Raw genomic sequence first — 25,907 nt, 5'->3', positions numbered from 1 at the left:
CCTTCCAACTAGCGCTGCTCACGGCGCACTCGATGGGCGGCCCGACTTAATTCCCCTGATTAGGGCGGCTACCTGGTCCAAGGCATCCGAGTCCACCTCATAGATTTTCCGAAGAATTTCAATCCTACTGGAAGCGCTGAGGCTTTTATCTTTGCCCGCAGACCACAGTAGGCGCAAAGCTGCATTCTTCTGCTCTGGGAAATATTTCGCCATAATCTGCGCCTGGATGGCGCGCCCTGATATCCCTACCTCTGAATCCATGATGATGCTCATGTACCCCTCAATAGCCATCTCCTTTTCCTTCAATCGGCGCAACTCCCCACACGCGTCAGATCGGAGAGATACCATCCCATGATGCGGTGTCTTGGCGATCCTCAGCAACTCTTCCTTCGCCGTTTGTGGACTCCATCCCAAATCAGCCATGGCGCCCAACAGGTGCACGCGATCTGATGGCTCAAGGTCCGACTCACTACCGAGCTCAACCAAAACTTGGCAAACCTCGCTTCTGAACTCCGGAAAAAACTTGGCCAACGTGATGCCTGTGCGAATCCGTTGAGCGTAAGGAAGGTGCTCACCTAGCAGTTCAGCCCGTAATTCCTTCGGGTTCATACTCGCCTTGGTGCTCTCGTGCATGTAGTCGACAATTGAAGAAATGTCGCCTTTTGTTGCACTAAAATCGCTGCGGGGGTGCATATTTCTGGCCAGTATTATGCTTGCCCCAGCATTTCGGTTTCGCTGCTGTGGCAACGGTCGCGACTGGGCAGATAAGCGGCCGTGCAAATGAGAATAGATGGTGCCCATGTCCAGGTCGGGAGGGCCATCTGCTGAGCCATGTTCGAGCAAAGTTAAAAATTCACCGGTGAAAGCCGTGAAGTCTTCACCGGGCGGAGCCAAGGCTGTCTTTGTTTCGGAGGCTGCAGTGAGAATATAACTGCCCTCTACCTCTGAGCGGGCGGCAAGGTCTTGGGAATTGCTCATTGTCCCCATCATCGCCCTCCCGCTGAAGCAGCAGTCCAGGACGACGAGCTTCCTCGGTGCCTTCCTTCCGGAAAGAATAGCCATTCGTACATCGTCGAAACGTACTGCCGAGTGAGGTCGGCGCGGATCTGTGTCAGGCATCGCCAGTAAAAGTTCATCACCATGTGGCGACGTTAACCCGTGTCCTGCGAAGTAAAAAATAAGAGTGTCTGTGCAACTTTCTGCTGCCTCATAAGTGGCATCCAGAATCTCTGCCGGATTCAAGGGTTCGCTAATCACCGTAACGGCGGCAGGTTGAATGCCGCAGATGCTAGGGCTGGTCAAGACCCTTGCCATTCCGGTCAGATTATTTGCGACGGCTGGCAGATTCTCAAAATTCTTGTAATCGGAGGCCCCCACGAGAATCACTCGTGACCTCTCGGGATCGGGCAGGCGAGTCACCGTACTACCCCTCAGATCTGTTGGGGTTTTGGATAATTCCTCTCAGTTGGTCGTCGGTAAGGTTATCAATTTGAATTGTTTCCCCGCCCCTTTCTATTGTGACGCGGAGGTCAGTTGTTTCGTCATTCCTTCTACTGTTCCGCCAAGTTAGGTAAGCGATAACTAGATTTCCGTACGTGGCAACCTGATCAGTAATGGCGGAAAGGATTTCGAGGCCACCTGACATGGTTCCCGGCAGCGTCTCTCGCTGCTTCAGGCTCACCGACGCATCAGCGACATCACTGTCCGCGAGTAGCCACTTATGCAACGAGGTAACTAGCTCCACCCCCTCGCCGCTACTGGATTCTGCCTCAAGGGACATGGGTCGTGATGGGTTCATGTGTCAATGCTATTCGTTCAAGGTGGGCCCGGAGGACGTTTTTGCAGAATCGGGAGGCAGGACGGATCCCCGGCAAGTCGGCCGCGAGCATGTGGTCTAACTGGGACGGCTGCGGCCGTCCCAAAGTTGGGGGTGGGAAGGCGTGCGCTCAGCAAGTGCGCTCGCGTGGGGCAGAGGTCCGCCCCTCCGTGCCGTCGTGTGGACGCCCACAGGAGCCGATACGCAAAGTACGTAAGCATGCGCGGCTCTCAACCGGTCACCTAACATCCACGACCGACATCAACTTGGACGCTCACGGTCTGTCAGGTCTCAAGTAGCCCGCCTTCCGCCAGCCATGCAGCGGCGGGACTGCGCCGTGTACTCGTCTACGGATCAGACCCGATCGGGCCCCAAGCGGACGCCGGATGACCAAACCCGATCATCAGGCTGCCGGTGCGCTCAAGGAGTCTGTGCAGTGTGGCTCCGGATCAGGGAGTACGGGTCACTGCACCGGAGGCGAACCACTGGACCAAGGCGGCCGCAAGGTGGACACCAGCGCGGGCGGCCTCCAGGGTTTCGGACAGAGTGACGGTCTGACCTCCGTGGCGAGAGGTCTGTCCCTCCCACAGGGCGCGCATCATCGCCTCTACCGGAGCGATGGGATCCGTGCCTGGTCTTGTCGAGAGCGCGGTCTTGAACTTGTGCCGTGCGTTGCCGATCTCGCCGAGCATGGTGCCGAGGGTGGCATTCTTATTGTTGGTCTGGACGGTTGCGTGTGCCGCAGCCTCCACCGCCTTGATGGCCTCGCTGTAGGCGCGTTGCGGGTCGGGAGCGCGTCCGTAGGCCGCTTGCCAAGCGGCCGCCAGATGGTCGGCCGCAGAGCCGGAGGAGGCGGCGGCTGCGGCGTCAGCCACGGTGTGGCGGACCGCGTCGCGGACGGCGGGGTCCACACGCTCCTCCAGTCCGTCCTCTGCGTCCGTCACCCGATACGCCGAACCAGCGTTGTCTAGAAGCGTCTGGAGCTCGCGGATCCTCCAAGATGCCACGACCGATGTTGGTGTCGTGGTGCTGTAGGCGAGGGTCGCGTCGATGACATCGAGGAGATCGTTTCCGCTCAGCATCAGAGCACCCAGGTACTGCGGGCCCAGCCGAGGATTCGAAGTGATCGGGGCTATGCGCAGTAGAAGACAAATGTGACGCGCCGCTTCCTTTGGCCTGCCCTCGTAGCTCAGGCTTTCCTTCACCCAAGTCTGCAACGCCACGAGAAGATGGTCGGGCACCCCGTCGTACGGTCCGTCGGCCGTGGGCTCTGCGAGGCCGGCGCGGACGGAGAATCGCGGGCGCGGTGGGGTGCTCATGACCGGACAGCGTAGTGGGAGCGGCCGGGCCGGTGCGCAGCGATTTCGGAGCCAGCGGAGGACGTTGGTTAAGGTGAGCATTTGGTAGGGGTGAGTTTCCGAGCGAGGAAGGTGCTCGCCTCGGGTGCCAAAGCGCCGAAGCTACAGAGTCGTACGGTGCGTGAGGGCGGCGCGGTCGATGCAGGTCCGAGGGTTTCGGGGTGACGGCTGGTGCAGCAGCTGACCTGTCCCAACACCCATACGTTCGTTGATCGAACCGCTAAATAGGGCCTGACCAACCTGTACAGCCTGGCAGGCCAGTCTCACTTCCAGTCTCCATTGCTGCCCAATCCACCGCGGTCCCCCTTGATCCGGTGACGTCCGACAGCTCACGTGACCTGCAACGCGATCCGACCGGCGGACGCCCCCGGACTCGTGCGGACCGAGATCGGACAACTCGTAATGCGTAGGTCTCGGGTTCGAATCCCGAAGGCGGCTCGGATCAGCCCCAGGACTCACTCGCCGTGACCTGGGGCTTTTTCATGCCCTGGACGTTCTCCCGCGTGAGGGTTTCGCTGCGACGGCGAGGCGGGCGTCCGGGTGGCGGGTGACTGTTGCTGTGGCGGCGGATCTCGTAGGACGCGGCCGTGCTCCCTCCCACGGGGTGGTGTCGGCAGGGGATCCCGCGGGCTGGTGTCGGCGGGGGATCCCGTGGCGGCTGGTCGGGGCGGGATCCCGTGGGCGGGCGCCGGGGGGATCAGGCCGTGGTGCGGAGGATGAGCCTCACCGCCCTCGGCACGAGCGCCGCCGTCCCGCTCAACCCTCTTCGCACGTGGGTCGAGGACGACGTCGACCGGACCCCGTGACCGATCACCGTCGGCGTGTGTACGGAGGAATGCGCGCGGGCGGACGCCTCAGCCCCGCAGGTACGCCAGTACCGCCAGCACCCGGCGGTTCGTCGTGTCGTCCAGCGACAGGTCGAGCTTGCCGAGGATGCTGCCGAAGTGTTTGCTGACCGTCCCCTCGCTGACCGTCATGGCCGCGGCGATCGACGCGTTGGACCTGCCTTCCGCCATCAGGGCCAGCACCTCCTGCTCGCGCGCGGTGAGCCGGGCGAGCGGGTCCCGGCGGCGGCGGATCAGTTGGCGGACCACCTCGGGGTCGACGACCGTGTTCCCGGCGGCGACCCGGTGAAGGGCGTCGATGAACTCCTCGACGTCGCCGATGCGTTCCTTGAGCAGATAGCCGACGCCCGTACCGTCGGCGGAGTCGAGCAGCTCCTCGGCGTAGGCGCGCTGGACGTACTGGCTGAGGACGAGGATGGGCAGCCCCGGCTGCCGGGTGCGCAGTTCGATCGCGGCGCGCAGGCCCTCGTCGGAGAAGCCGGGCGGCATGCGCACATCGGTCACCACGATGTCCGGGCCGTGTGCGGCCACGGCCCCGATCAGTTCGTCCGCCGTGCCGGCGCCCGCCACCACCTGATGGCCGAACCGTTCCAGCAGACCGATGAGTCCCTCCCGCAGGAGCACACTGTCCTCGGCCAGTACGATGCGCACGCTCACGTCCTCGTATCCGCAGGGTCCGCAGGGTCCGCAGGAGCCGCGGGTGGCAGGGGGACCTGCAGCCGGAACACCGTCGGCCCGCCGGGCGGACTGGACACTAACAGGTGGCCGTCGAGCACCGAGATGCGGTCCGCCACGCCCTGGAGTCCCGTGCCGCTTCCGGTGCCCGCGCCGCCCGCCCCGTCGTCCGACACCTCCACCACCAGCCGGCCCCTCTCCGCCCGGCCGCTCACCCGGGCGCGGTCCGCCCCGCTGTGCTTGGCCACGTTGGCCAGCGCCTCGCAGACCGCGAAGTAGACCGCCGTCTCCACCGTTTCGGGGAGGCGGCCCGGCAGGTCGAAGTCCACGTCCACCGGGACCGGCGAACGGTCCGCGACGTCCTCGACGGCCGCTTGCAGGCCGCGGTCGGTGAGGACCTGGGGGTGGATGCCCCGGATGAGTTCCCTGATCTCCACCAGCGCGGCCCCGGCCTCCTCGTGGGCCTTGGCCAGCAGCCCGGCCAGCGGTTCGGCCGGCCCCTCCAGCCTGGCCAGGCCGAGGGTCATGGACAGGGCGACGAGCCGCTGCTGCGCCCCGTCGTGGAGATCGCGTTCGATCCGACGGCGCTCCGCCTCGAAGGCGTCCACCAGCCGCGTCCGCGAGAGGCCGAGCTCCCGGATGCGGGAGTCGGGTCCGTCGTCGGGTGCGGAGAGCAACTGCCGGGTCAGCGCGGCCCGGCCGGCCGCCACGATCCCGAGCGGATACGCGAACAGGGGAAGCAGCACCAGTCCGGCGAGCAGGGCCGCGAAGGCAGGCGGATAGGTGTGGATCAGCCAGATCTTGAGGACGCGGGCCTCCTCGCCCCCGCTCGCCGCCAGCATCACGGGCGCGGCGATCAGCCCGCCGCAGACGACGAGGGCCGTCCCCACCGCGAGCGCCTCCAGCGGCCACAGCACCAGGGCGAACAGCAGCGCGTAACCCAGCTCCCGCCAGGTGGCGCGCTCCTGGAGGCGGGTGCGCAGCCAGGCGGGGAGGCCGGTTCCTTCCGGCTCGCGGTGTGCCGGGGCGAGGGGCCGCGGATCGACCAGCCGGAGCCGGGACCGTTCCAGAGCGGCCACCGGAATGCCGGCGAGCACGAGGGTGAGGAGCAGCGGGATGCCGATCAGAATCACGGTGAGCGCGCTGCCCGCGACCGCAAGGAGGAGGAGCGCGGTGAGGGTGACGAGGCCCAGGGGCACGCTGGTCACCAGGTAGAGCGTGGCGCGCCACGGCCAGGCGGTGCGTACGTAGCGGGGCTGCCGCAGGGCCCGCCCAAGACCGGGGGCGGGCGGCGGTCCGGCGGAAGGGGCGGCGGGGGAGGGCATGGGGGAACGTTAGGCCGGGCGGGGAGAGAGGGACCACCCAGCGAGGTCGACTCCCGGGGTGGAGCTACCTCCACCCCGAGGACTCCCGCTCGCTGCGATGTGCCGCCCGGACGCCGCCGGTTGAGTGGGGGCCATGAATCACACAGCTGTCCGGCTCCGCTCGGTCACCCGGTCCTACGGCAGGAACACCGGCGCGGTCACCGCGCTGGACGGGGTCTGTCTGGACGTCCCCCGAGGGACGTTCACCGCCGTCATGGGCCCCTCGGGATCCGGCAAGTCGACCTTGCTCCAGTGCGCCGCCGGGCTCGACCGGCCCACCGCCGGGCAGGTGTTCCTCGGCGACACGGAACTGACCGGACTCAGTGAACGGAAGCTGACGCTGCTGCGCCGCACCCGCATCGGGTTCGTCTTCCAGGCGTTCAACCTCCTTCCCGCGCTGACCGCCGAGCAGAACGTCGCTCTTCCCCTGAGGCTGGCCGGCCGCCGGCCGAAGCGGGCCGAGGTCCTGGACGTACTCGAGCGGGTCGGGCTGCGGGAACGGGCCGGGCACCGGCCCGGTGAACTCTCCGGCGGCCAGCAGCAGCGCGTGGCCCTGGCCCGCGCCCTGATCACCCGGCCCGATGTGCTGTTCGGCGACGAGCCCACCGGCGCCCTGGACTCCACGACCGGCCGGCAGGTGCTGACACTGCTGCGCACCATGGTCGACGACGGCCAGACGGTGATCATGGTGACGCACGATCCGGTCGCCGCCTCCTACGCGGACCGGGTGCTGTTCCTGGCCGACGGCCGGGTGCGGGACGAACTGCCGGACCCGTCCGCCGAGCAGGTCGCGGCGCGCATGACGCGCATGGCGGTGGCCTCGTGCTGAGCCTCGCGCTGCGCGGCATGCGGACCCGCTGGGTCACCTTCGTCGGCTCCTTCCTCGCGCTCGCCCTCGGCGTGGGGATCATCGCCACCACCGGGCTGGCCCTCGCGGCCACGTTCGACGCCCCGCGTCACGGGCCCGAGCGGTTCGCCGCCGCCCCCGTCGTCGTCCGGGGCGAGGACCGGTTGCGGGTACGTACTCCGGGCGGGGTCCGGACCCGGGAGCTGACCTCGCCCCGGGCCGTCCCCGCGGAACTCGCCGCCGCGCTGGCACGGCTCGGCCCCACGGTCGAGGACCGCACGTTCCCCGTCTCGGCCGGCGCCGCCCGCCTCGACGGGGGCGGCGGGGCGACGGTCGGCCACCCGTGGCCGGTGGCGGCCGCCACCCCCTACCGGCTGTCCGCCGGACGGGCCCCGGCCGCCGCCGGAGAGGTGGTCGTCACCGCGGGAGGCGGCTCCGACGTGCGGACCGGGGACCGGATCACGGTCACCACCGCTGCGGGGACCGGGACCAGGACCGTCGTCGGGACGGTGCGCCCCGCGGGGTTCGAGACCGCCGTGTTCTTCACCGCGGCCGAGGCCGCCCGGATCTCCCCGGACCTCGACGCCGTGGTGGTGCAGGCGGATCCGGCGGCGGTGCGCGCGCTCGTGGACCGGGAGGAGCGGATGGCGGTGCTCACCGGCGACGACCGCCGCCGGGCCGACCCCGACCCGGACCGGGACGCCGAGGCGCTCGTCTCCGTGAACGCCCTCCTGGGCACGGCCGCGGGCATCACCGCGTTCGTCTCCGTCTTCGTGGTCGCCTCCACGTTCTCCTTCGCGGTGGCCCAGCGCCGCCGCGAGTTCGGCCTGCTGCGCACGGCGGGCGCGACGCCCGGCCAGGTGCGGCGGACGGTGTACGCCGAGGCGCTCGTCATCGGCGTACTGGCGTCGGGTGCGGGCTGCCGGCTGGGCGTCCTCGGTGCGCCCCGGCTCGCCTCCTGGATGACCGGCGAGGGAATCGCGCCCCGCTGGTTCACGATCGGCGACCAGAACTGGCCCTTGTACACCGCCTTCTGGACCGGGCTGGCCGTGGCGCTGGCCGGTGCGGTCGCCGCCTCGCGCCGTGCCGGAAGGGTGGGGCCGGCGGAGGCGCTGCGCGAAGCAGCCGTGGACAGCGGCTCGATGCCGCTGAGCCGGGTGCTGGCCGGCGCGGCCGTCCTGCTGACCGGTGCCGTACTGCTCGGCCTCGCCCTCGTCCAGGACCCCGGCAGCGTCCTCAAGCGCAAGACGTACGTCACCCAGCCGATGCTGTTCATCGTGGGCTTCGCCCTGTTCGCGCCCGCGCTCGTACGACCGGTCACCCGGTTCCTCGCCTGGCTGCCGGCGCGACTGCCGGGTGCCACCGGCGTGCTGGCGAGGGAGAACGCCTCCGCCGGGCTGCGCCGCACGGCCGCCGTCGCCGCGCCCGTGATCCTCACCGTGGCGCTGGCCGCCTCGCTGACGGGTACGACGGCGACCCTCGCCGAGGCCCGGGCCACCGAGGCGCGCACCCAGGTGACCTCGGACTTCGTGGTCACGGCGGGGAGCGGGGGCGGCGCGCTGTCTCCGCGGTTCGTCGAGCGGGCCCGGCGCATCCCGGGTGTCGTCGTCAGCGCCTCGCGGTCCACCTCCGTGACCGTGCTGGAGGAAGGCACGGCACTGGTCGGCTCCGAGGCGCGGGCCGTGGATCCGGCCGACGCGGCGGCGGTGTCGGCGCTGCCCGTGGTGGCGGGCAGCCTCGCCGGCCTCGACGACGGCTCCCTGGTCGTCAACGAGGAGTGGATGACCACCACGGTCGGCGAGCGCGTCGGCGTCTGGCTGGCCGACGGCCGCAAGGTCACCCTGCGGGTGGCGGCCGTGCTGAGCACCGGCACCGGGGACAACGGTGTGTACGTGACCCCGCGCAATGCCGGAGGCGCCGTGGTCGACCGGATCGACGTCAAGGTCGTCGGCGGTGACGGGCAGTCGGCCGTCGCTTCGCAGTTGGAGGCGGCCGCCCGGGCGACGGGCGCCGTGGTGGCGACGAGGGCCGGGTGGCTGGCGGAGAACCACCGGCGGACCGGCGAGAACACCCGCCTCGGGCTCCTGATGATCCTGCTGATCGCCCTGGTGTACACGGGTATCGCCCTGGCCAACACGCAGGTCATGGCCACCTCCGACCGGGTGCGCGACCTGGCGGTGCTCCGGCTCGCCGGGGCGACGAAGGCGCAGGTGCTGCGGCTGGTGGGGGCGGAGGCGCTGGTCGTGGTGGCGGTGGGCGCGGTGCTCGGCGGGGCGGTGGCGGCGCTGAACCTGCTCGGCGTACGGACCGCGCTGGGACTGCTCGGCGTGCACTCGCCCGTCGTCGCCCCGTGGGGGACCATCGGCTCGGTCGTCGCGGCGAGCGCGCTGGTGGCCGTGGTCTCCGCGGTGCTGCCCGCCTCGCTCGCGTTGCGTACCCGGCCGGTCGACCTCGCGGGGGCGCGCGAGTAGGCGTGACCGGGCCTCGGCCGGTGCGCGAGCAGTCTTGACGGGGCCTCAGCAGGTGCCGGCGGACAGTCGTGACGGGGCCTCAGCGGGAGAGCGTGGTGACCAGGGCCACCGCCTCGCCGATGAGGTCCCGTTCGGCCGGTCTCATCGTCGGGTTGGCGGTGCGGCGGGCCGCCGCGTCGGCGAGGTGGCGGTCCGGTAGGCCGCCTTCCGCGAGGAGGAGGTGCGGTACCAGGGCGGTCAGCAGCTCGCGTGCGCCGCCGGCAGCCGGGTGGTCCGGATCGACCGCCACCTGCGCCAGGATCACTGCCGTCATGGCCCGGTCGAGGGCGGGCGGGCCCTCCTCGGTGTTGCTCCAGTCGATCACCACCGGGCCGTCGGGCGTCAGCATCACGTTGTCCGGATGCAGGTCGAGGTGGAGGATGCGGTCCTCGGGATCCTGCGAGAGGCGGGCCGGGACGGTGTGCAGATCGGCGAGCAGACGGGCCAGCAGGACGGACCCCTCGGCGCCGTCCATGACGCCGCTGAGCAGGGCCTCCAGCAGGGTGGGACCGGTCAGCCGCTGCAGGATCAGATCGCCGGGGCCGGCCGACGGGGGCCGCGGGCCGAGCCGCGGGACCGGGTAGCCCGAGGCCGACAGGTAGGAGATGACGGGCAGTTCGCGGGTGGCGTCCAGCCCGTCGCGGTAGCGCCGCAGGACCCACTGCTCGTCCAGTTCGTATACGTCGGCGCAGCGCCCGCCGCCCAGCCTCTGGCCTATTCGCATGAGAGGAACCTACTCGCGCGGGCCTGAGCGGGGAGGCCGCTCGCGCGTGTTCCGCCGTGTCGCCGCCGGTCGGGGCAGCCCCATAACGTCGCGCGATGGGGCGGACGGGATCTCCTGGAGCTGACGTGTACGCGGCTACGTTGACGGCAATTCCCCCGAAGCCAAGGAGAGTTCCGTGGAGAGATCCATGCTCCGCAGACGTGCACTGGCCGCGTGTGCCGCCACCGTGGCCGTCGGCGCGCTCGCGCTGGCCGGACTGACCGGCACCGCCTCCGCCGACCCCTCCCCCCACCTGTCGCCCGCCGGGGCGGACCGGCTCTCGCCCGGTCTGCTGAAGGCCATGCAGCGCGATCTCGGACTCACGGCCGACCAGGCGGCGGAACGCATCGGCAACGAGTCCCGTGCCGCAGCTGTGGCCGCCGGACTGCGGCGCTCGCTCGGGCCGGGATTCGCCGGAGCCCGCGTGAGCGGCGCGTCGGCGGAGCTGACCGTCGCCACGACCGAGGCCTCGGACTCCCGCCGGATCGCCGAGGCGGGCGCCCGGCCCGTCGTCGTCGGCCACAGCCTGGCCGCACTCACCTCCGCCAAGGCCGCACTCGACCGGGTGGCGCTGCGCAGGGCGCCGAAGGACGTGCCCGTCTGGTACGTCGACGTCGCCACCAACCGTGTCGTCGTCCAGGCCGGCCGGGCCGCCGCCGCCGACGCGTTCCTCGCCGCGGCCGGAGTGCCCCGGGCCCTGGTGACGATCACGCGAAGCGCCGGGCAGCCGCGCACGTACGCGGACCTGCGGGGCGGTGACGCGTACTACATGAACGGCTCCGGGCGCTGCTCCATCGGCTTCCCCGTCAAGCGCGGCGCCCAGGGCGGCTTCGTCAGCGCCGGGCACTGCGGAACCCCGGGGGTCAGCACCAGCGGCTACAACCAGCAGGTGCAGGGAACCTTCCAGGGCTCCACCTTCCCCGGCCGCGACTACTCCTGGGTCGCCGCGAACACCAACTGGACGCCGCGTCCACTCGTGAACGGCTACGGCAACGGCGATGTGACGGTCACCGGATCCACCGAGGCGCTGGAGGGCTCCTCCGTCTGCCGCTCCGGCTCGACCACCGGCTGGCACTGCGGCACGGTCCAGCAGCGCAACAGCAGCGTCACCTACCAGGAGGGCACCGTCTCCGGGGTGACCCGGACCAACGTGTGCGCCGAACCGGGCGACTCCGGAGGCTCGTTCGTCTCCGGCAGCCAGGCCCAGGGCGTCACCTCGGGCGGCTCAGGCAACTGTTCCCAGGGCGGTACGACGTACTTCCAGCCGGTGAACCCGGCGCTCCAGGCGTACGGGCTGACCCTGGTCACCAGCGGAACACCGACCGATCCGCCGACCGACCCGACGGACCCGCCGACCGATCCGGGCGGCAGCTGGGCCGCCGGTACGACGTACGCCGCCGGTGACGTCGTGACGTACGGCTCCGGCCGCTACCGCTGCCTCCAGGGACACCAGGCGCAGCCCGGCTGGACGCCCCCGAACGTCCCCGCGCTCTGGCAGGTCCTGTAACCCGCACGCTTCGCACGTACCCTTCCCCCCACCCCGAGGAAGCAGCCATGACTCCTGATCCGACTTCCGGCGGCCCCGCCGGTGACCGGCCCATCAGCCGCAAGAACCTCCTCAAGGCGGCGCTGGCCGCCACCACCGTCCCGCTGCTCGCCGGGGGCGGGGTCGCGCTGGCGCGCGACACCGGCTCCAGCGGAGTGCCGCTCGCCCCGACCCCGGACTGCGACGACGGCGACGGCCCCACGCACGACCAGATGGAGGGCCCCTACTTCAAGCCCAACTCACCGCTCCGCACCAGCCTGGTGACCGCCAGCACCCCCGGAGTCCGGCTGACGGTCAGCGGTTACGTCTTCGGCCGGGGGTGCCGGCCGATCCCCGGAGTGCTGCTCGACTTCTGGCAGGCCGACGCCAACGGCGCGTACGACATGAGCGGATACGCCTTCCGCGGCCACCAGTTCACCGATCAGTCCGGAGCCTTCACGCTCACGACGGTGGTCGCGGGGCTCTATCCCGGCCGCACCCGGCACATCCATGTGAAGGCCCAGGCGCCCGGCTCGGGCATCCTCACGACCCAGCTGTACTTCCCGGGGGAACCCCGCAACAACACCGACACCCTGTACGACCCGGCGCTCCTGATGAACGTGCGGTCCGTGGGTGCCGGGAAGGAGGGGACCTTCGACTTCGTCCTCGACGTCGCACAGGACCCGACGGACCCGACCGATCCGCCGACCGACCCGACGGACCCGCCGCCCGGACCGGGCGGCACCTGGGCGGCCGGGGCGGCCTACAACGCGGGCGACCGCGTCACGTACGGCGGGGTCGCCTACCGCTGTCTGCAGGCTCACACCGCCCTGACCGGCTGGGAGCCGCCGAACGTCCCCGCGTTGTGGGAGCGCGGGTAGACGGACGGGACCGGCGGGGCCCCACCGCCGCGCGCGTGCCCCGGGCTCTCTCCCCGGGGCACGCGCCGCGCCCGGCCGGGCCCCGATTCTCACGGGCCGGGGGCATGGTCGGTTCGCGCCCGGGGCCGGGGCACGGTCACTTGGCGCCGGGTCCGGGGCCGGTCACTTCGCGTCCGAGTAGCGCTCCACCACCGCCGTGGTGAACGGGAAGCGCACCGGTGTGTCGCCGAAGGCGGTCCGTCCGGCCAGGTCACCCGCTGCCCGGATGGCCTCCACGACGGTCCCGGCCTCCTCCTCGGGACAGTGCACGATCACCTCGTCGTGCTGGAAGAAGACCAGTTCGGCACGGAGGCCGGCCGTCGCGAGGGACTGCCGCAGCGCGGCCAGGAGCAGCAGCGCCCAGTCGGCCGCGCTGCCCTGCACCACGAAGTTACGGGTGAAGCGGCCGCGCGCACGGGCGTTGGACGAGGCGTACCCCGGCGTGAAGCCTCCCACCGGGTCGGAGCCGTCCGCCGGCGGGGCGTCGCTCTCCTGCGGGATGCCGGCCTCTCCGTCGTCCTCGCCGCCCGCGGCGGGCGGGCTGGTCCGGCCCAGCCAGGTCCGTACGAGACGGCCCTCCTCGCCGGCCTTCGCGGCGTCGTCCACATAGGCGACCGCGTCCGGGAACCTCCTGCGCAGGGCGGCCAGGTTCTTCAGCCCGTCCCCCGAGGTCTGGCCGTAGACCGCGCCGAGCAGGGCGATCTTGGCGTGGTCGCGGTCGCCGTGGAAGGCCCGGTCGGACAGCGCGGTGTACAGGTCGCCGTCATGGCCCGCCACCTCCATCAGGCCCCGGTCGCGGGAGATCGCGGCCAGCACCCGCGGCTCCATCTGGTCGGCGTCCGCGACGACGAGGCGCCAGCCCTCGTCGGCGACCACTGCCCGCCGGATCACCTTGGGGATCTGCAGCGCCCCGCCGCCGTTGGTCGTCCAGCGGCCGCTGACCGTGCCGCCCGGCTGGTACTCGGGGCGGAAGCGGCCGTCCCGGACCCAGTCCTGGAGCCAGCTCCAGCCGTGGGCCGTCCAGATCCGGTACAGCTTCTTGTACTGGACGAGCGGCCGCACCGCCGGATGGTCCAGCCCCTCCAGCTCCCAGCGCCGGGTCGAGCGCACTTTGATCCCGGCCTGCGCGAACGCCTTCACCACATCGGCGGGGAGGTCCGGGCGGACCCGGCGGCCGAACGCGGTGGAGACCTCGTCCGCCAGCTCCGCCAGCTTCCGGGGCTCGCCGCCGCCCGCGTACCGCTCGCCCAGCAGTTCGTGCAGCACCTCGCGGTGGACGTCGGCCCGCCAGGGCAGTCCGGCGCGGTTCATCTCGGCGGCGACGAGCATGCCGGCGGACTCGGCGGCCGTCAGCAGGCTCATCCGGCCCGGCCGGTCCGTGGCGCCATGGCGGGCGAGCTGGTCGGCGTAGACCCGGAGCAGGGCGTCGAACGGCAGATCCGTGCCCGACTGCGGCTCGAACAGGGAGGACTGGGAGCCCGGCACCGCGGAGCGCGGCGGCGGATCGGGCGGCACCGGGCCGTGCAGCAGACGGGCGTGGGCGGCCGCGGCGGAGCGGGGTTCGCCGAGCCGTCCCTCATGGCCCAGCAGGAGGGACTCGGCGACCTCGACGTCGTAACAGCGCGCGACCGGGACCCCGGCGGCCAGCAGCCGGGGGTAGACCTCGGCCGTCGACCGCCACACCCAGCGGGTGACTCCGGGCCGGGAGCGGACGGCCTCGACGAGATCCGGTTCGGTCACGACCGGGGCGGTGGGGCGGCCCGTGCGGTCCAGCGGGGCGAGGCGCGCGCCACCGCTCTCCGTCACGGCCACGGCCCAGCGTTCGGTCATGGATTCGAGTCTGGCACCCGCCACTGACAGCGAGGCGCAGCGCGCGGCAGGGCACCGGCTGGAAGGATGGATCCGGGCCCGGGCAGGCGGCATTTCAGGACATGTCCCGGTCCGGATCTCCGTTGCGACGAGGAGGCAGGCGACACGATGGAAGCGATCGTTTTCGAGGAGTTCGGCGGACCCGAGGTGCTGCACCCGGCCCGGGTCGAGGACCCTCACCCCGGCCCCGGGCAGGTGCGGGTGAAGGTCCGGGCCTCCGCGGTCAACCCGATGGACTACAAGATCCGGCGCGGCTGGATGGAGGACGTGTTCCCGACGTCGCTCCCGGCGATTCCCGGCGTCGAGTTCGCCGGGGTGGTCGACGTGACCGGTGAGGGGGTCACCGATGTGGCGGTGGGCGACGAGGTGCTGGGCTGGAGCGTCACCGGTTCCTACGCCGAGTACGCCCTGGCGGATGCCGCGCTCGTCGCCCCCAAGCCGGAGGAGCTGAGCTGGCCGGACGCGGCCGCGCTGACCATCGCGACCCACACCGCCCAGCGCGTGCTGGACGAACTCGCCGTGGAGGCGGGGGAGACCCTGCTGCTGCACGGGGCGGCCGGAGCCGTCGGTTCGGCCGCGGTCCAGCTGGCGACGGCCCGCGGCGCGACGGTGATCGGCACGGCGTCCCCGGGCAACCACGACTATCTGCGGGTGCTCGGCGCGACGCCCGTGGAGTACGGGGACGGGCTGGTCGGACGGGTGCGCGAACTCGCTCCCCAGGGTGTGGACGCGGTCTTCGACGCGTCGGGACGCGGAGCGCTGCCGGACTCCATCGAGCTGCGCGGCGGCACCACCGACCGCATCGTCACCATCGCCGACCAGGAGGCGGGGAAGTACGGCGTGGCGTTCTCCGGTGGTGGCTCCCGGTCCAGGGAACAGCTGGCCGAGCACGCCCGGCTCGCGGCCGTCGGCGAGCTGCGGATCCCCGTGGCCGAGACGTTCCCGCTCACCGAGGCGGCGAAGGCCCAGGCGCTGAGCGAGGCGGGGCACGTACGGGGGAAGGTCGTCCTGCTGCCGTGACGGGAGGGCAGGGGGCGCCTGTCGTCGAAAAGCGCGTCCCCCTGCCCGTCGTCACCCCGGCCGCCTTTGTCCACAGGGTGTGGATGAATTCCGCCGGGGCGGTCATGCCTACCCTGACCTCATGGAACCGGTGATCGACCAGGCATTCGCGGCGGCCCTGTACGCGGACGGCGACGCGGGCCTCGATACCGGCGCGTCCCTCCTCGCCGCCGCCCCGGCGTCCGACGCGGAGCTGGTGCGCCGGGGCGAGGAGTTCGTCCGGCGCGCCTGGGAGCGGGGCTGGCTGCCCGCCGACCTCGTACGCCTCGTCCGCCGCGAACTGGACGAGCACGCGGCCGGGCTGGCCGCCGGGCTGATCCGCTCGGAGGTCCGGCGCTACCAGGTGCTGCCGCCCCGCTGGCAGGCCCAGCTGGACGAGCTGCCCGCCGCGCCGCCGCCGGGGCGGCCGGACCGGTTCTCGTACGCTTCCGCACTCCTGGGGCTCTACCGGCTGCTGCTCCGGCTGCCGGTGATCGAGCCCGTCGGACCGGCGCCCGGCGCCCTGCGCGACACCCTGCACCTTCCTCCGGCGCACGACGAACCGCGCATGCTGACCCGGATCCGCGCCCTGCTGGCCAAGGCCGAGGCGACCGGCTTCCCGGAGGAGGCGGAGGCGCTCACCACCAAGGCGCAGGAGCTGATGGCCCGGCACAGCATCGACGAAGCCGTGCTGGCGGCCCGTACGCACAGCGGCGGCGTCCCGGGGGCCTGCCGGATCGGGGTGGACGCCCCGTACGAGACGGCCAAGGCGATCCTGCTCGACGCCGTCGCCTCGGCGAACCGCTGCCGGGCCGTGTGGAACAGCGAGCTCGGCTTCTCGACCGTGGTCGGCTTCGAGCCGGACCTGGAGGCCGTGGAGCTGCTGTACACCTCGCTGTTGGTCCAGGGCACGGCGGCGATGACCCGGGCCGAGGCGGGCCAGAGGGCCGGCGGCCGCAAACGGACCAAGACCTTCCGGCAGTCCTTCCTGATGGCCTACGCCCAGCGGCTGGGCCGCCGGCTGGCGGACGGCACCGCCCGCGCCACCGCCGAGGCCGACGCCGAGAGCGCCGCGACGGGTGAGCCGTCCGCCGGGTCCGGTCTGCTGCCGGTGCTGGCCGCACGGGACGTGGCGGTCACCGACACGGCCGAGAAGATGTTCCCCGAGACGACGACCACCCGGGTCCGCGGCGCCACGGACCCGGACGGCTGGACCCACGGGACGGCCGCGGCGGACCGGGCGAGGATGGGCGGGGCCGGGCCGGAGCTCTCCGGCTGAGGGCGAAGGCCGTCCGCCGGTGCCGGGCCATCGGGCCGCCCGCCGGTGTTCCCGTGCAGGCCCGTCCGCCCAGGCCGGACCATCGGGCCGCCCGCCGGAGGTCCCGCGCCGCCCCACCCTCCCTGGAAGCCGTGCAGCCTCCACCCGCAAGCCCGTCCCGCGCCGGCCCGCCCCACCCCCGACGCCCCGCAGCCCACCGCAAGCCGGAAAGCCCAACCCGACAACTCGGGCATACAGCCGATTCCGGCTAGGCTCTGCGCATGAGCTGGCTCCGGGCGCTGAGGGAGACCGCGCGCTCGGGGCTGACGATCGAGAGGGCGCGCCTCGAACCGCTGATCGCCCTCCGTGGCGCGGCGGGTCTGGCCCTCGTGCTCGGAGTGACGCTCACCCTCTTCGGGCCCCTCGTCGCCGCCAGTTCCGCGTTCGGCGCCTTCCAGGCGGCGATCGCCACCTTCCAGCGCAGCTGGCGCCCCCGGCCGGTACTCGCCCTGGTCTCCGGCTTCAGCCTCGGTGTGTCGACGTTCCTCGGCTACGTCACCGGCTCCCACCTCGTGCTCTTCCTGGCCCTGCTGATCGTCTGGACCTTCCTCGCCGGGCTGGCCTGGGCGGCCGGTCCGACGGCCGGCGTCATCGCCGCGTCCAACGTCGCGATCATGGTGGTGACGGTCACCCTGCCCACCTCCGTCGCCGAGGCGGCCCTGCACGCCCTGATGATCACGGTCGGCGGAGTCGTCCAGGCGCTGCTGATCGTCGTCTTCCCGATCCGCCGATGGGGCGCCCAGCGCGACGCCCTGGCCGACGCCCTGGCCGCCGAGGCCGACTACGCCCGCAGGCTGCGCCACGACCCGGTCGCCCACTTCGACCCGGCTCCCCTGATGGAGGCCCGCAAGGCCGCCGCCGTCACCGCCCGCCAGGCCCGCCGCCGCCCCGCCGAACTGCACGGTTCGCGCGGGGCCGCCGAGCGGCTCCGGCCGGTCCTCGCCTCACTGGCTGATCCGGCGATGGGCGTGCCGTCCGAAGGCCCCGAACGCGACCGCGTCCGCGAGCTCCTCGCCGCCGCCGCCTCCCTGCTCGACGCGGCCGCCCGGGCGATCCGCCACGGCGACCCGGTGCGCCTTCCCGCGCCCGCCGTCGCCGCGCTGAAGACCCCCGACACCGGCGCGTTGCTCAGCGGCCCCCCGCTCCGCGCCGCCGACCGGCTGACCGCCCTCCTCTCCGATGTGATCGAGGCCGCCGAGGGCGACGGCACGAAGGAGGAGCGGGCCGGGGCGGCCGAGGTCGCCGACGCCATCGAGGCCGGGCGGGGCGACCGCGTACCCGAGCACCACTCCCGGCCCACCCTGCCGCGGCTGGTGCCGGTCGTGCTCGGGTCGATGCGCCGGGAGCTGCACCGCGGTTCCCCGATCCTGCGGCACGCGATCCGGATCTCCGTCGTCGCCGCGGCCGGCTATCTGCTGGGCCTGGCCCTGCCGTACGGCCACGGCTACTGGGTGCCGATGGCGGCCGTCATGGCGATGCGGCCGGAGTTCTCCCGGACGTACGAACGGTCCGTGGCGCGTTTCGGCGGCACCGTCGTCGGGGTCTTCACCGCCAGCGCGATCGTCCAGGCCGCCCATCCACGGGCCGGGCTCTCCGCCGCGCTCGCCGTGCTCTGCGCCCTGCTGATGTACCTGCTGATGCGCACCGGCTACGCCGTCGCCCAGGCCTGCGTCGCCGCCTATGTGGTCTTCCTGCTCGGCATGGCCGGCGACGACCTCTCGCAGACCGTCCTCGAACGGGTCCTGCTGACCCTGCTCGGCGGCGTTCTGGCCATGATCTCGTACGCGCTCTACCCGGCCTGGGAGACCCCGCGGCTGCGCGGCCGGCTCGGCGACTGGCTGAAGGCGGACGGCCGTTACGCCGCCTCGGTCATCGACCAGTACGCGGACCCGGGCCGCCGCGGCCACGACGACGTGCGCCGGGCCCTGCTCGCCACCCGGAACGCCCGCGTCGCCTGGCAGGAGGCGGTGGCCACCGCCCAGCACGAACCGGTGCGCCACCGCGGCCTCTCACGCGCCGCCGCCGAGGACACCCAGCACGCGCTCGCCCAGCTCGGCCGGGTCGCGATGCTGCTGGAGGCGCATCTTCCGGAGGGCGGCGCCACCCCCGTACCAGCGGCCGCCCCGCTCGCCGATGCGCTGCGCCGGGCCACCGAGCAGGGGGCGAAGGCGGTGCGGGAGCGGCGCGTACCGGACTGGACGGCCGTGCGGGAAGCGCTGGAGCGGTGGGACGAGGAGGAGCGGAGCCAGGGGGCCGGTTCGGACCCCGTCGTACGCAACGGGGCCGGCCTCCTGCTCGAAGCCCTGGAAGAGTTCTCCCAGGGCCTGGACGGCGGCTCGCGCTCCCGGTCCCACGCGCCCGACGACGGCTGAGGGCCCGTCAGGCGCGGGCGCGCCCGCGCTCGTCACGGGGTGGGCAGGTCGGGCAGCCCCTCCAGGGAATCGGCGTCCGTCTTGGCGAGCGTGTCCTTGGCGCCGCCGTCCCAGGAGACGACGACGGTCTTGCCGTCGTTGGACTCGATGGCTCCCATGGTCCGGTCGGTGTTGCCGTCGGCGCACTTCAGCGCGAGCATCGGCTTGCCCATGTCCTTGACCGTGCCCGTGCAGACGTGGGAGTCCGCGACGACCACGGCCTTCCCGGATGCGACGGACAGCACCACCGCCTTGTCGTCGGTCTGCCCGGCCCAGGCGCCTTCCAGCGCCTTCGTGTTGCCGGCGTCGTCGCTCGCTCCGGAGCCGGTGCCGTCGCCGGCGCTGCCGCCGGGCGCCGGGGTGGCGGTGGTGCCGGAGCCCTTGTCCGCGTCGTCCTTGCCGCTGTCGCTGGTGCACCCGGTGAGGGCGAGCGCGGCCAGGAGCCCGGTGGCGACCGCAGTGCCGGTACGTACGAGTTTGTACATGCTGAATTCCCCCTGGAAGACGAATGACCGTCCAAGCTACCAGTGAGTCGCCATCCGGGCGGAACGGCCAACTCCCGGAATCGGGAGCCGAACAGGCTTCTCGTTCGTCTTTCTCCCGAGGAGTGCTGTAACCGGGGGAACACCCCGCGTGCACGTGCATCTGCGCATGCATCCGCTCATGCACCGGAAATTGAACACGGCTATGATCCGAGACAGTTGACACTTGCACTTTGCAACTCGGGGAGCGTCCTGTGCACCACGTGTACAACGGCATGGCAGCCACAGAGCTTCGCGGAGTCGTCTGGCAGAAGAGCAGGTACAGCAACTCCCAGGGCTCCTGCGTGGAGTTCGCCAAGCTGCCCGACGGCGATGTGGCGATGCGCAATTCGCGTCACCCCGAGGGGCCGGCCCTGGTCTATACGCCCGCGGAGATAGAGGCTCTCCTGCTCGGCGTGAAGGACGGCGAGTTCGACCACCTGATAGCGGAGGCCTGAGCGTCGTCCCGGCGGACGCCTGAACGGCGCCCGCCGAGCCGTCATCCGCCGGCGGTGCGGCGCTCCTGCGGCCCCCGCGTCACACCGGGTCGGAAAGCCGGAAGAGTGCCCAGACGACCTTGCCGCGCGTGGTCGGTCCGCCGGACGCGCTCTCCGGCGTCAGGACGGGCGAGGGGTGCCAGCCCCAGGAGTCGCTGAAGGAATCCACCAGGAAGAGTCCGCGGCCCGACTCGGCCGAATCCTCCGCCTCGGACGCGACGGGACTCGCCTGGCTGGGGTCGCGCACCGCGCACACCAGCCGCGAGGTCCAGCGCATCAGGTGAAGCCGGACCGCGGGGTCCTGGGGCTCGCGCGGGGCTCCGGTGGGCAGGGCGTGCCGCAGGGCGTTGGTGACCAGTTCGGACACGACGAGCGCGACGTCGTCGAAGCGCTCGCTCAGGCCCCAGCCGCTCAGGGTCACCCGGGTGAATTGCCGTGCGCCGCCGACGGCTTCGTAGCGGGCCGGGAGGGCGCAGGTGGCTGATCCGGAGACGGCGGAGGGATCGATGGGGGGAAGCCCCTGCCGTAACGGCTCGAGCATCGTCGATCCATTCGTCCCCATGCGAGGCACTCCCAGGAATCGCGGCTGTATCGGTACGGCGGGTACGCGGGTACAGCGGCACAACACGAACGAGCACGCAGGTGCGCGAGGCCCATGGTTCCGAATGCGCAGGGCAGATGCAAGGGCAGATGCACGTGCACGCGCCTGACCTGTCCGATCCCGTGCCGGTTCTTGCTCATTTCTTCCTGTACGGAGTTTCGGTACCGTCCCAAAGTCTTCCCATTTCCGTAATCGAATGAGTACGGGCTGAAGCGTTTTGATGGCAGAATCCGGCTCTTGGGGTTCGGGGGGACCCCGATGCCCAGGAAGCGATGGGGAGGGCCGGACCAGTGGCGGCAGGCGAGTCGAGTGGATCCGTGGTGCGGCGCATCCTGCTGGGTTCGCAGCTCAGGCGGCTGCGCGACTCACGCGGCATCACGCGTGAGGCGGCCGGCTACTCCATCCGGGCTTCCGAATCGAAGATCAGCCGCATGGAGTTGGGACGGGTGAGCTTCAAGGCCAGGGACGTCGAAGACCTGCTCACGCTCTACGGAGTCACGGACGAGGCGGAACGCGATTCCCTGCTCGGCCTGGCCCGTGAGGCCAACGTGGCGGGCTGGTGGCACAGTTACGGGGACGTGCTGCCCGGCTGGTTCCAGACGTACATCGGCCTGGAAGGCGCTGCCTCGCTCATCCGGATCTACGAAGTCCAGTTCGTGCACGGGCTGTTGCAGACCGAGGACTATGCGCACGCGGTCGTCTCGCGTGGCATGCGGGGCGCCCCCGCCGCCGAGATCGACCGCCGGGTGGCCCTGCGGCTGGCACGGCAGAAGACCCTCGTCTCCGAACAGGCCCCGCGTTTTCACGCAGTACTGGACGAGGCGGCACTGCGCCGCCCGTACGGCGGCCGTGAGGTCATGCGCGCCCAATTGCGGCACCTGATCGACATGTCGGAGCAGCCGAACATCACGCTCCAGGTGATGCCGTTCAGTTTCGGCGGGCACGCGGGTGAGAGCGGTTCTTTCACGATGCTGCGATTCCCGGAATCCGACCTGTCGGACATTGTCTATCTGGAGCAGCTGACAAGTGCGCTCTATGTGGACAAGGCCGAAGAAGTCGCCCAGTACGAAAAGGCGATGGTCCGGCTCCACGCGGACAGCCCGGGCCCGGAGGAGAGCCGTGATCTGCTCCGTGGTCTCCTCCAACTCTCCTGATATTTCAGTACGATGACGTACCGACAGGAGTCTGCACCTGCAGTAAGGGATCGCATGTCCTTCTTCCATGAGCTGGCTGCCCAGTACATCGACGGTGATTGGCGCACCGGCACCGGCTCGTGGGACATCATCGATTTCAACCCTTACAACGGGGAAAAGCTCGCCGCCATCACCGTCGCCACCGCGGACGAGGTCGACCGCGCCTACCGCGCCGCCGAGCGCGCCCAGCGGGACTGGGCCCTCACGAGTCCGTACGAGCGCCGTGACGTCCTGGACCGCGCCCTGCGGAGCACCGAGAAACTGGCCGACGACATCGTCGACGCGATCATCGACGAACTGGGCGGCACCCGCGCGAAGGCGCTGTACGAACTGAGCGCCGCGCAGGGCTTCCTGCGCGAGGCCGCCCACCAGGCGCTGCATGCCGAGGGCCGGATCCTGCCCTCCGCGGTGGACGGCAAGGAGAACCGCCTCTACCGGCTTCCGGTCGGCGTCGTCGGCGTCATCAGCCCCTTCAACTTCCCCTTCCTGGTGGCGATGAAGTCCGTCGCGCCGGCCCTGGCGCTCGGCAATGCGGTCGTCATCAAGCCCAATCAGAACGCTCCGGTGACCGGGGGCGGGATGATCGCCCGGATCTTCGAGGAGGCCGGGCTGCCGGCCGGGCTGCTCAACGTCGTCGTCACCGACATAGCCGAGATAGGCGACGCGTTCATCGAGCACCCCGTCCCCAAGGCGATCTCCTTCGCCGGGTCCGACCGGGTGGGCCGCCACGTCGCCGCGACGGCGGGCGCGCTGTTCAAGCGCACCGTGCTCGAACTCAGCGGTAACAGCGCCCTGGTGGTGCTCGACGACGCGGACATCGACTACGCCGTCGACTCCGCGGTCTTCAGCCGCTTCGTCTACCAGGGCCAGGTCTGCATGGCCGCCAACCGGATCCTGGTGGACCGCGCCGTCGCCGCCGAGTTCACCGAGAAGTTCGTCGCCCGGGTGGCAGCGCTCCGTACCGGCGACCCCCGCGACCCGGAGACGCAGATCGGCCCGGTCATCAGCACCTTCCACGCCGACGCGCTGACGGCCCTGGTCGACCAGGCGCTCGCGGAGGGGGCCTCGGCACCGGTCCGCGGCCGCACCCGCGGCAACCTCGTCGAGCCCACCGTGCTCACCGGGCTCCCGGCGGGCTCCCCGCTGCTCTCCCAGGAGATCTTCGGCCCGGTGGCGCTGCTGATCGAGTTCGACGGCGAGGCGGAGGCCGTACGGATCGCTGACGACAGCCCCTACGGACTCAGCGGCGCCGTGCACACCGCCGACGCCGAACGCGGGGTGCGCTTCGCCCGGCGGATCAACAGCGGCATGTTCCACGTCAACGACGCCACCGTCCAGGACGACCCCCTGGTCGCCTTCGGCGGCGAGAAGAACTCGGGGACGGGCCGGCTGAACGGTGAGGCGGCGGTGGAGGCCTTCACCACCCAGAAGTGGATATCCATCCAGCACGGCCGGAGCACGTTCCCCCTGTGAATCCCCGCCCCGCTACTCTCGTCGAAGTCGGGGAGAGAGGTGGGCGGGATGTCGGCGATCCGGTTGCTGGTCCTGTGCGCCGTGCGGCAGCACGGCCGGGCCCACGGCTATCAGATCCGCAACGACCTGGAGTACTGGGGCGCGCACGAGTGGTCACACGCCAAGCCGGGGTCGATCTACCACGCACTGAAGCAGATGGCGAAGCAGGGCGTCCTGCTCGCCCATGAGGTCGCCCCGAGCACGGTGGGCGGCCCGCCCCGCACCGAGTACGAGATCACCGAACGGGGCAACGAGGAGTACTTCGCCCTGCTGCGCGCGGCGCTGACCTCGTACGACCAGAAGCTGGACGTGCTGTCCGCCGGGCTGGGCGGGATCGTGGACCTGGAGCGCGCCGAGGCGGTGGCCCTGCTCAAGGAGCGGGTGGCCGGTCTCGCGCGGTGGCGGACCTCGGTCACCGAGTACTACACGCCCGAGGCGGGGCCCGAGTCGATCGGGCACATCGGCGAGATCATGAACATGTGGGTGCACTCGGCCGACTCGGGCGCGCAGTGGACGCAGGGGCTGATCGAGCGCATCGAGGCGGGGGCGTACACCTTCGCGGGCGAGGGCGATCCGTTCGTCGGCGTGCTGGCCGAGGGCGAGGAGAACCCGTACGGGGCCGGCTCCGCCGACGACGAACGCTGACCGCCCCCGGGCGGCCGCCCTCAGTGGTGGAACGACGTCGCGGGCCCGTGGTCCCGGCTCAGCGGATGGTCCTGGCTGCGCAGCTCCGGAAGGAGCAGCCGCAGGTCCTGGAGCAGCAGCTCCGCCAGGTCGGAGGAGAAGCCGTTGCGGCACACGATCCGGAGCACGGAGAGGTCCTCCCGGTTGGCCGGGAAGGTGTACGCGGGCACCAGCCAGCCGCGCTCGCGCAGCCGGCGTGACACGTCGAAGACGTCGTACGAGGTGACCTCCGGCTTGGTCGTCACCGCGAAGACGGGCAGCTCGTCCCCCCGGGTGAGCAGCCGGAAGTCGCCGAGCTCCTCGATCTTCCGGGCCAGTCCCGTCGCCACGTCGCGGGACGCCTGCTGCACGGCCCGGTAACCCTCCCGGCCCAGCCGCAGGAAGGTGTAGTACTGGGCGACGACCTGGGCGCCCGGCCGGGAGAAGTTCAGCGCGAAGGTGGGCATGTCGCCGCCCAGGTAGTTGACCCGGAAGACGAGCTCCTCGGGCAGTTCGGCGGGCGAGCGCCACAGGGCCCAGCCGACGCCCGGGTAGACCAGGCCGTACTTGTGGCCGGAGGTGTTGATCGAGGAGACCCGGGGGAGGCGGAAGTCCCAGACCAGGTCCTCGTCCAGGAACGGCGCGACCATCGCACCCGATGCCCCGTCGACGTGGACGGGGATGTCGAGGCCGGTGCGCTCCTGGAGGGCGTCGAGGGCCGCGCAGAGCTCGGCGATGGGTTCGTAGCTGCCGTCGAAGGTCGAGCCGAGGATGCCGACGACCCCGATGGTGTTCTCGTCGCAGAGGTCGGCGGCGGCCTGCGGGTCGAGGTGGAAGCGGTCACCCTCCATCGGGACGAGGCGCGGTTCGACCTCCCAGAACGTACAGAACTTGTCCCAGCAGACCTGCACGTTGACGCCCATGACCAGGTTGGGCCGGGCGGTCGAGGGGTAGCGGTCGGCGTTCTTGGCGGCCCAGCGGCGTTTGAGCGCCATGGCGGCCAGCATGCAGGCCTCGCTCGACCCGGTCGTCGAACAGCCGACGGCCGCCGAGGGGTCGGGGGCGTGCCAGAGGTCGGCGAGCATCGCCACGCAGCGCCGTTCCAGTTCGGCGGTACGCGGGTACTCGTCCTTGTCGATCATGTTCTTGTCGCGGCACTCGGCCATCAGCACACCGGCCTGGGGCTCCATCCAGGTGGTGACGAAGGTGGCGAGGTTGAGCCGCGAGTTGCCGTCGAGCATCAGCTCGTCGTGGACGAGGCCGTAGGCGGTGGCGGGCGGCAGCGGCCCTTCCGGCAGCTTGTGGCGCGGCGGTGCGGACTCCATGCCGGCGGTCGGGTCGGCCTCCCCGAAGAACGGGTTGAGCGCGAGCCGGCGCCGTTCCTCAGAGGGTTCGGTGGTGTGGGTGGCGCCCTTGTGGAGCGGCATCGCGGGCCTGCCCTTCGCAGCTCTCACCGGTGGGACCGGATGAGTCCGATAGTTCGGGACGGAAAACGACAATACGGACAGTCGGCGGGTTCGGCGCGCCGGACGCGCGCCCTCGGGGCACCTGCTGCTGCGTGCCCCCGGACGCGCGCCCGCTGGGCGCCCGCTGCTGCGTGCTGCCGTTCCGCGCTGCCCGGGATGCCGGCACCTCCTGCGTGCCGTTCCGGGCGCTGTCCC

20 protein-coding genes are annotated in these 25,907 nt (G+C 71.2%); 11 read left to right on the top strand and 9 right to left on the bottom strand.

Annotated elements, in window-relative coordinates; all coding sequences use genetic code 11:
• Positions 1-18 precede the first annotated feature (18 nt).
• The 4 genes from E6R60_RS12035 to E6R60_RS12015 form a co-directional block, all read right to left on the bottom strand.
• Entirely contained in the window at positions 19-1,419 is a 1,401-nt protein-coding gene (locus E6R60_RS12035; protein WP_168713588.1) for a caspase family protein, read from the bottom strand.
• An 846-nt stretch (positions 1,420-2,265) separates the two neighbouring features.
• Positions 2,266-3,135 (bottom strand): hypothetical protein, encoded by an 870-nt coding sequence (locus E6R60_RS37000; RefSeq protein ID WP_206309390.1) that lies wholly within the window; start codon positions 3,133-3,135, stop codon positions 2,266-2,268.
• An 893-nt stretch (positions 3,136-4,028) separates the two neighbouring features.
• The gene (locus E6R60_RS12020; protein ID WP_136326495.1) at positions 4,029-4,670 is read right to left on the bottom strand and encodes a response regulator transcription factor; all 642 of its coding nucleotides are present in this window, start codon (positions 4,668-4,670) and stop codon (positions 4,029-4,031) included.
• A 2-nt stretch (positions 4,671-4,672) separates the two neighbouring features.
• The gene (locus E6R60_RS12015) at positions 4,673-6,019 is read right to left on the bottom strand and encodes a sensor histidine kinase (RefSeq protein ID WP_136326494.1); all 1,347 of its coding nucleotides are present in this window, start codon (positions 6,017-6,019) and stop codon (positions 4,673-4,675) included.
• Between the two features lie 133 nt (positions 6,020-6,152).
• Here E6R60_RS12015 and E6R60_RS12010 point away from each other — a divergent pair, with 133 nt between their 5' ends.
• Together E6R60_RS12010 and E6R60_RS12005 are read left to right on the top strand one after the other, a co-directional pair.
• The gene (locus E6R60_RS12010; protein ID WP_136326493.1) at positions 6,153-6,887 is read left to right on the top strand and encodes an ABC transporter ATP-binding protein; all 735 of its coding nucleotides are present in this window, start codon (positions 6,153-6,155) and stop codon (positions 6,885-6,887) included.
• Positions 6,881-9,376: an FtsX-like permease family protein gene (locus E6R60_RS12005; RefSeq protein WP_136326492.1), complete on the top strand. Its 2,496-nt coding sequence runs from the start codon at positions 6,881-6,883 to the stop codon at positions 9,374-9,376. Before E6R60_RS12010 ends, E6R60_RS12005 begins: the two co-directional genes overlap by 7 nt.
• Positions 9,377-9,455: 79 nt before the next feature.
• On the opposite strand, the gene E6R60_RS12000 is transcribed toward E6R60_RS12005, so the two are convergent.
• Complete coding sequence (locus E6R60_RS12000) at positions 9,456-10,139, bottom strand: phosphotransferase (RefSeq protein WP_136326491.1); 684 nt, start codon at positions 10,137-10,139, stop codon at positions 9,456-9,458.
• A gap of 187 nt (positions 10,140-10,326) precedes the next feature.
• Between E6R60_RS12000 and E6R60_RS11995 the strand changes: the two genes are divergently transcribed.
• Positions 10,327-11,685 carry an alpha-lytic protease prodomain-containing protein gene (locus E6R60_RS11995; RefSeq protein ID WP_136326490.1) on the top strand — a complete coding sequence of 453 codons (1,359 nt, stop codon included), beginning with the start codon at positions 10,327-10,329 and terminating at the stop codon, positions 11,683-11,685.
• Between the two features lie 47 nt (positions 11,686-11,732).
• Positions 11,733-12,584 (top strand): carbohydrate-binding protein, encoded by an 852-nt coding sequence (locus E6R60_RS11990; RefSeq protein ID WP_136326489.1) that lies wholly within the window; start codon positions 11,733-11,735, stop codon positions 12,582-12,584.
• Positions 12,585-12,746: 162 nt separating this feature from the next.
• On the opposite strand, the gene E6R60_RS11985 is transcribed toward E6R60_RS11990, so the two are convergent.
• Positions 12,747-14,453 carry a bifunctional 3'-5' exonuclease/DNA polymerase gene (locus E6R60_RS11985; protein ID WP_136326488.1) on the bottom strand — a complete coding sequence of 569 codons (1,707 nt, stop codon included), beginning with the start codon at positions 14,451-14,453 and terminating at the stop codon, positions 12,747-12,749.
• Positions 14,454-14,600: 147 nt separating this feature from the next.
• On the opposite strand from E6R60_RS11985, the gene E6R60_RS11980 reads away from it, so the two are divergent.
• The 3 genes from E6R60_RS11980 to E6R60_RS11970 all read left to right on the top strand — a co-directional run bounded on the left by E6R60_RS11980 (position 14,601) and on the right by E6R60_RS11970 (position 19,220).
• Entirely contained in the window at positions 14,601-15,512 is a 912-nt protein-coding gene (locus E6R60_RS11980; protein WP_136326487.1) for an NADP-dependent oxidoreductase, read from the top strand.
• Between the two features lie 121 nt (positions 15,513-15,633).
• Positions 15,634-16,809, top strand: coding sequence for a DUF2786 domain-containing protein (locus tag E6R60_RS11975; protein WP_136326486.1), 1,176 nt, complete (start codon positions 15,634-15,636; stop codon positions 16,807-16,809).
• A gap of 260 nt (positions 16,810-17,069) precedes the next feature.
• Complete coding sequence (locus tag E6R60_RS11970) at positions 17,070-19,220, top strand: FUSC family protein (RefSeq protein WP_136326485.1); 2,151 nt, start codon at positions 17,070-17,072, stop codon at positions 19,218-19,220.
• Between the two features lie 32 nt (positions 19,221-19,252).
• On the opposite strand, the gene E6R60_RS11965 is transcribed toward E6R60_RS11970, so the two are convergent.
• Positions 19,253-19,744 (bottom strand): hypothetical protein, encoded by a 492-nt coding sequence (locus E6R60_RS11965; RefSeq protein WP_136326484.1) that lies wholly within the window; start codon positions 19,742-19,744, stop codon positions 19,253-19,255.
• Between the two features lie 251 nt (positions 19,745-19,995).
• On the opposite strand from E6R60_RS11965, the gene E6R60_RS11960 reads away from it, so the two are divergent.
• Complete coding sequence (locus E6R60_RS11960) at positions 19,996-20,238, top strand: DUF397 domain-containing protein (protein WP_136326483.1); 243 nt, start codon at positions 19,996-19,998, stop codon at positions 20,236-20,238.
• A 79-nt stretch (positions 20,239-20,317) separates the two neighbouring features.
• Here E6R60_RS11960 and E6R60_RS11955 read toward each other — a convergent pair whose 3' ends face one another.
• Positions 20,318-20,818 (bottom strand): ATP-binding protein, encoded by a 501-nt coding sequence (locus tag E6R60_RS11955; RefSeq protein ID WP_136326762.1) that lies wholly within the window; start codon positions 20,816-20,818, stop codon positions 20,318-20,320.
• A gap of 332 nt (positions 20,819-21,150) precedes the next feature.
• Between E6R60_RS11955 and E6R60_RS11950 the strand changes: the two genes are divergently transcribed.
• Genes E6R60_RS11950 through E6R60_RS11940 form a run of 3 tightly spaced genes read left to right on the top strand, consistent with a single transcriptional unit; the run spans position 21,151 to position 24,228 of the window.
• Positions 21,151-22,032 (top strand): helix-turn-helix transcriptional regulator, encoded by an 882-nt coding sequence (locus E6R60_RS11950; protein WP_136326482.1) that lies wholly within the window; start codon positions 21,151-21,153, stop codon positions 22,030-22,032.
• 54 nt (positions 22,033-22,086) lie between these two features.
• On the top strand, positions 22,087-23,544 hold the full coding sequence (locus E6R60_RS11945; RefSeq protein ID WP_136326481.1) for an aldehyde dehydrogenase family protein: 1,458 nt from the start codon (positions 22,087-22,089) through the stop codon (positions 23,542-23,544).
• Positions 23,545-23,592: 48 nt separating this feature from the next.
• On the top strand, positions 23,593-24,228 hold the full coding sequence (locus tag E6R60_RS11940; protein ID WP_136326480.1) for a PadR family transcriptional regulator: 636 nt from the start codon (positions 23,593-23,595) through the stop codon (positions 24,226-24,228).
• Positions 24,229-24,248: 20 nt separating this feature from the next.
• Here the strand turns inward: E6R60_RS11940 and E6R60_RS11935 are convergent, their stop codons facing one another.
• Entirely contained in the window at positions 24,249-25,673 is a 1,425-nt protein-coding gene (locus E6R60_RS11935) for a glutamate decarboxylase (RefSeq protein ID WP_136326761.1), read from the bottom strand.
• Between the last annotated feature and the right edge of the window lie 234 nt (positions 25,674-25,907).

The sequence above is a fragment of the Streptomyces sp. A0642 genome (genome assembly GCF_004795105.1).
Classification (GTDB): Bacteria; Actinomycetota; Actinomycetes; order Streptomycetales; family Streptomycetaceae; genus Streptomyces.
This window is presented reverse-complemented; position numbering and strand designations above follow the sequence as displayed.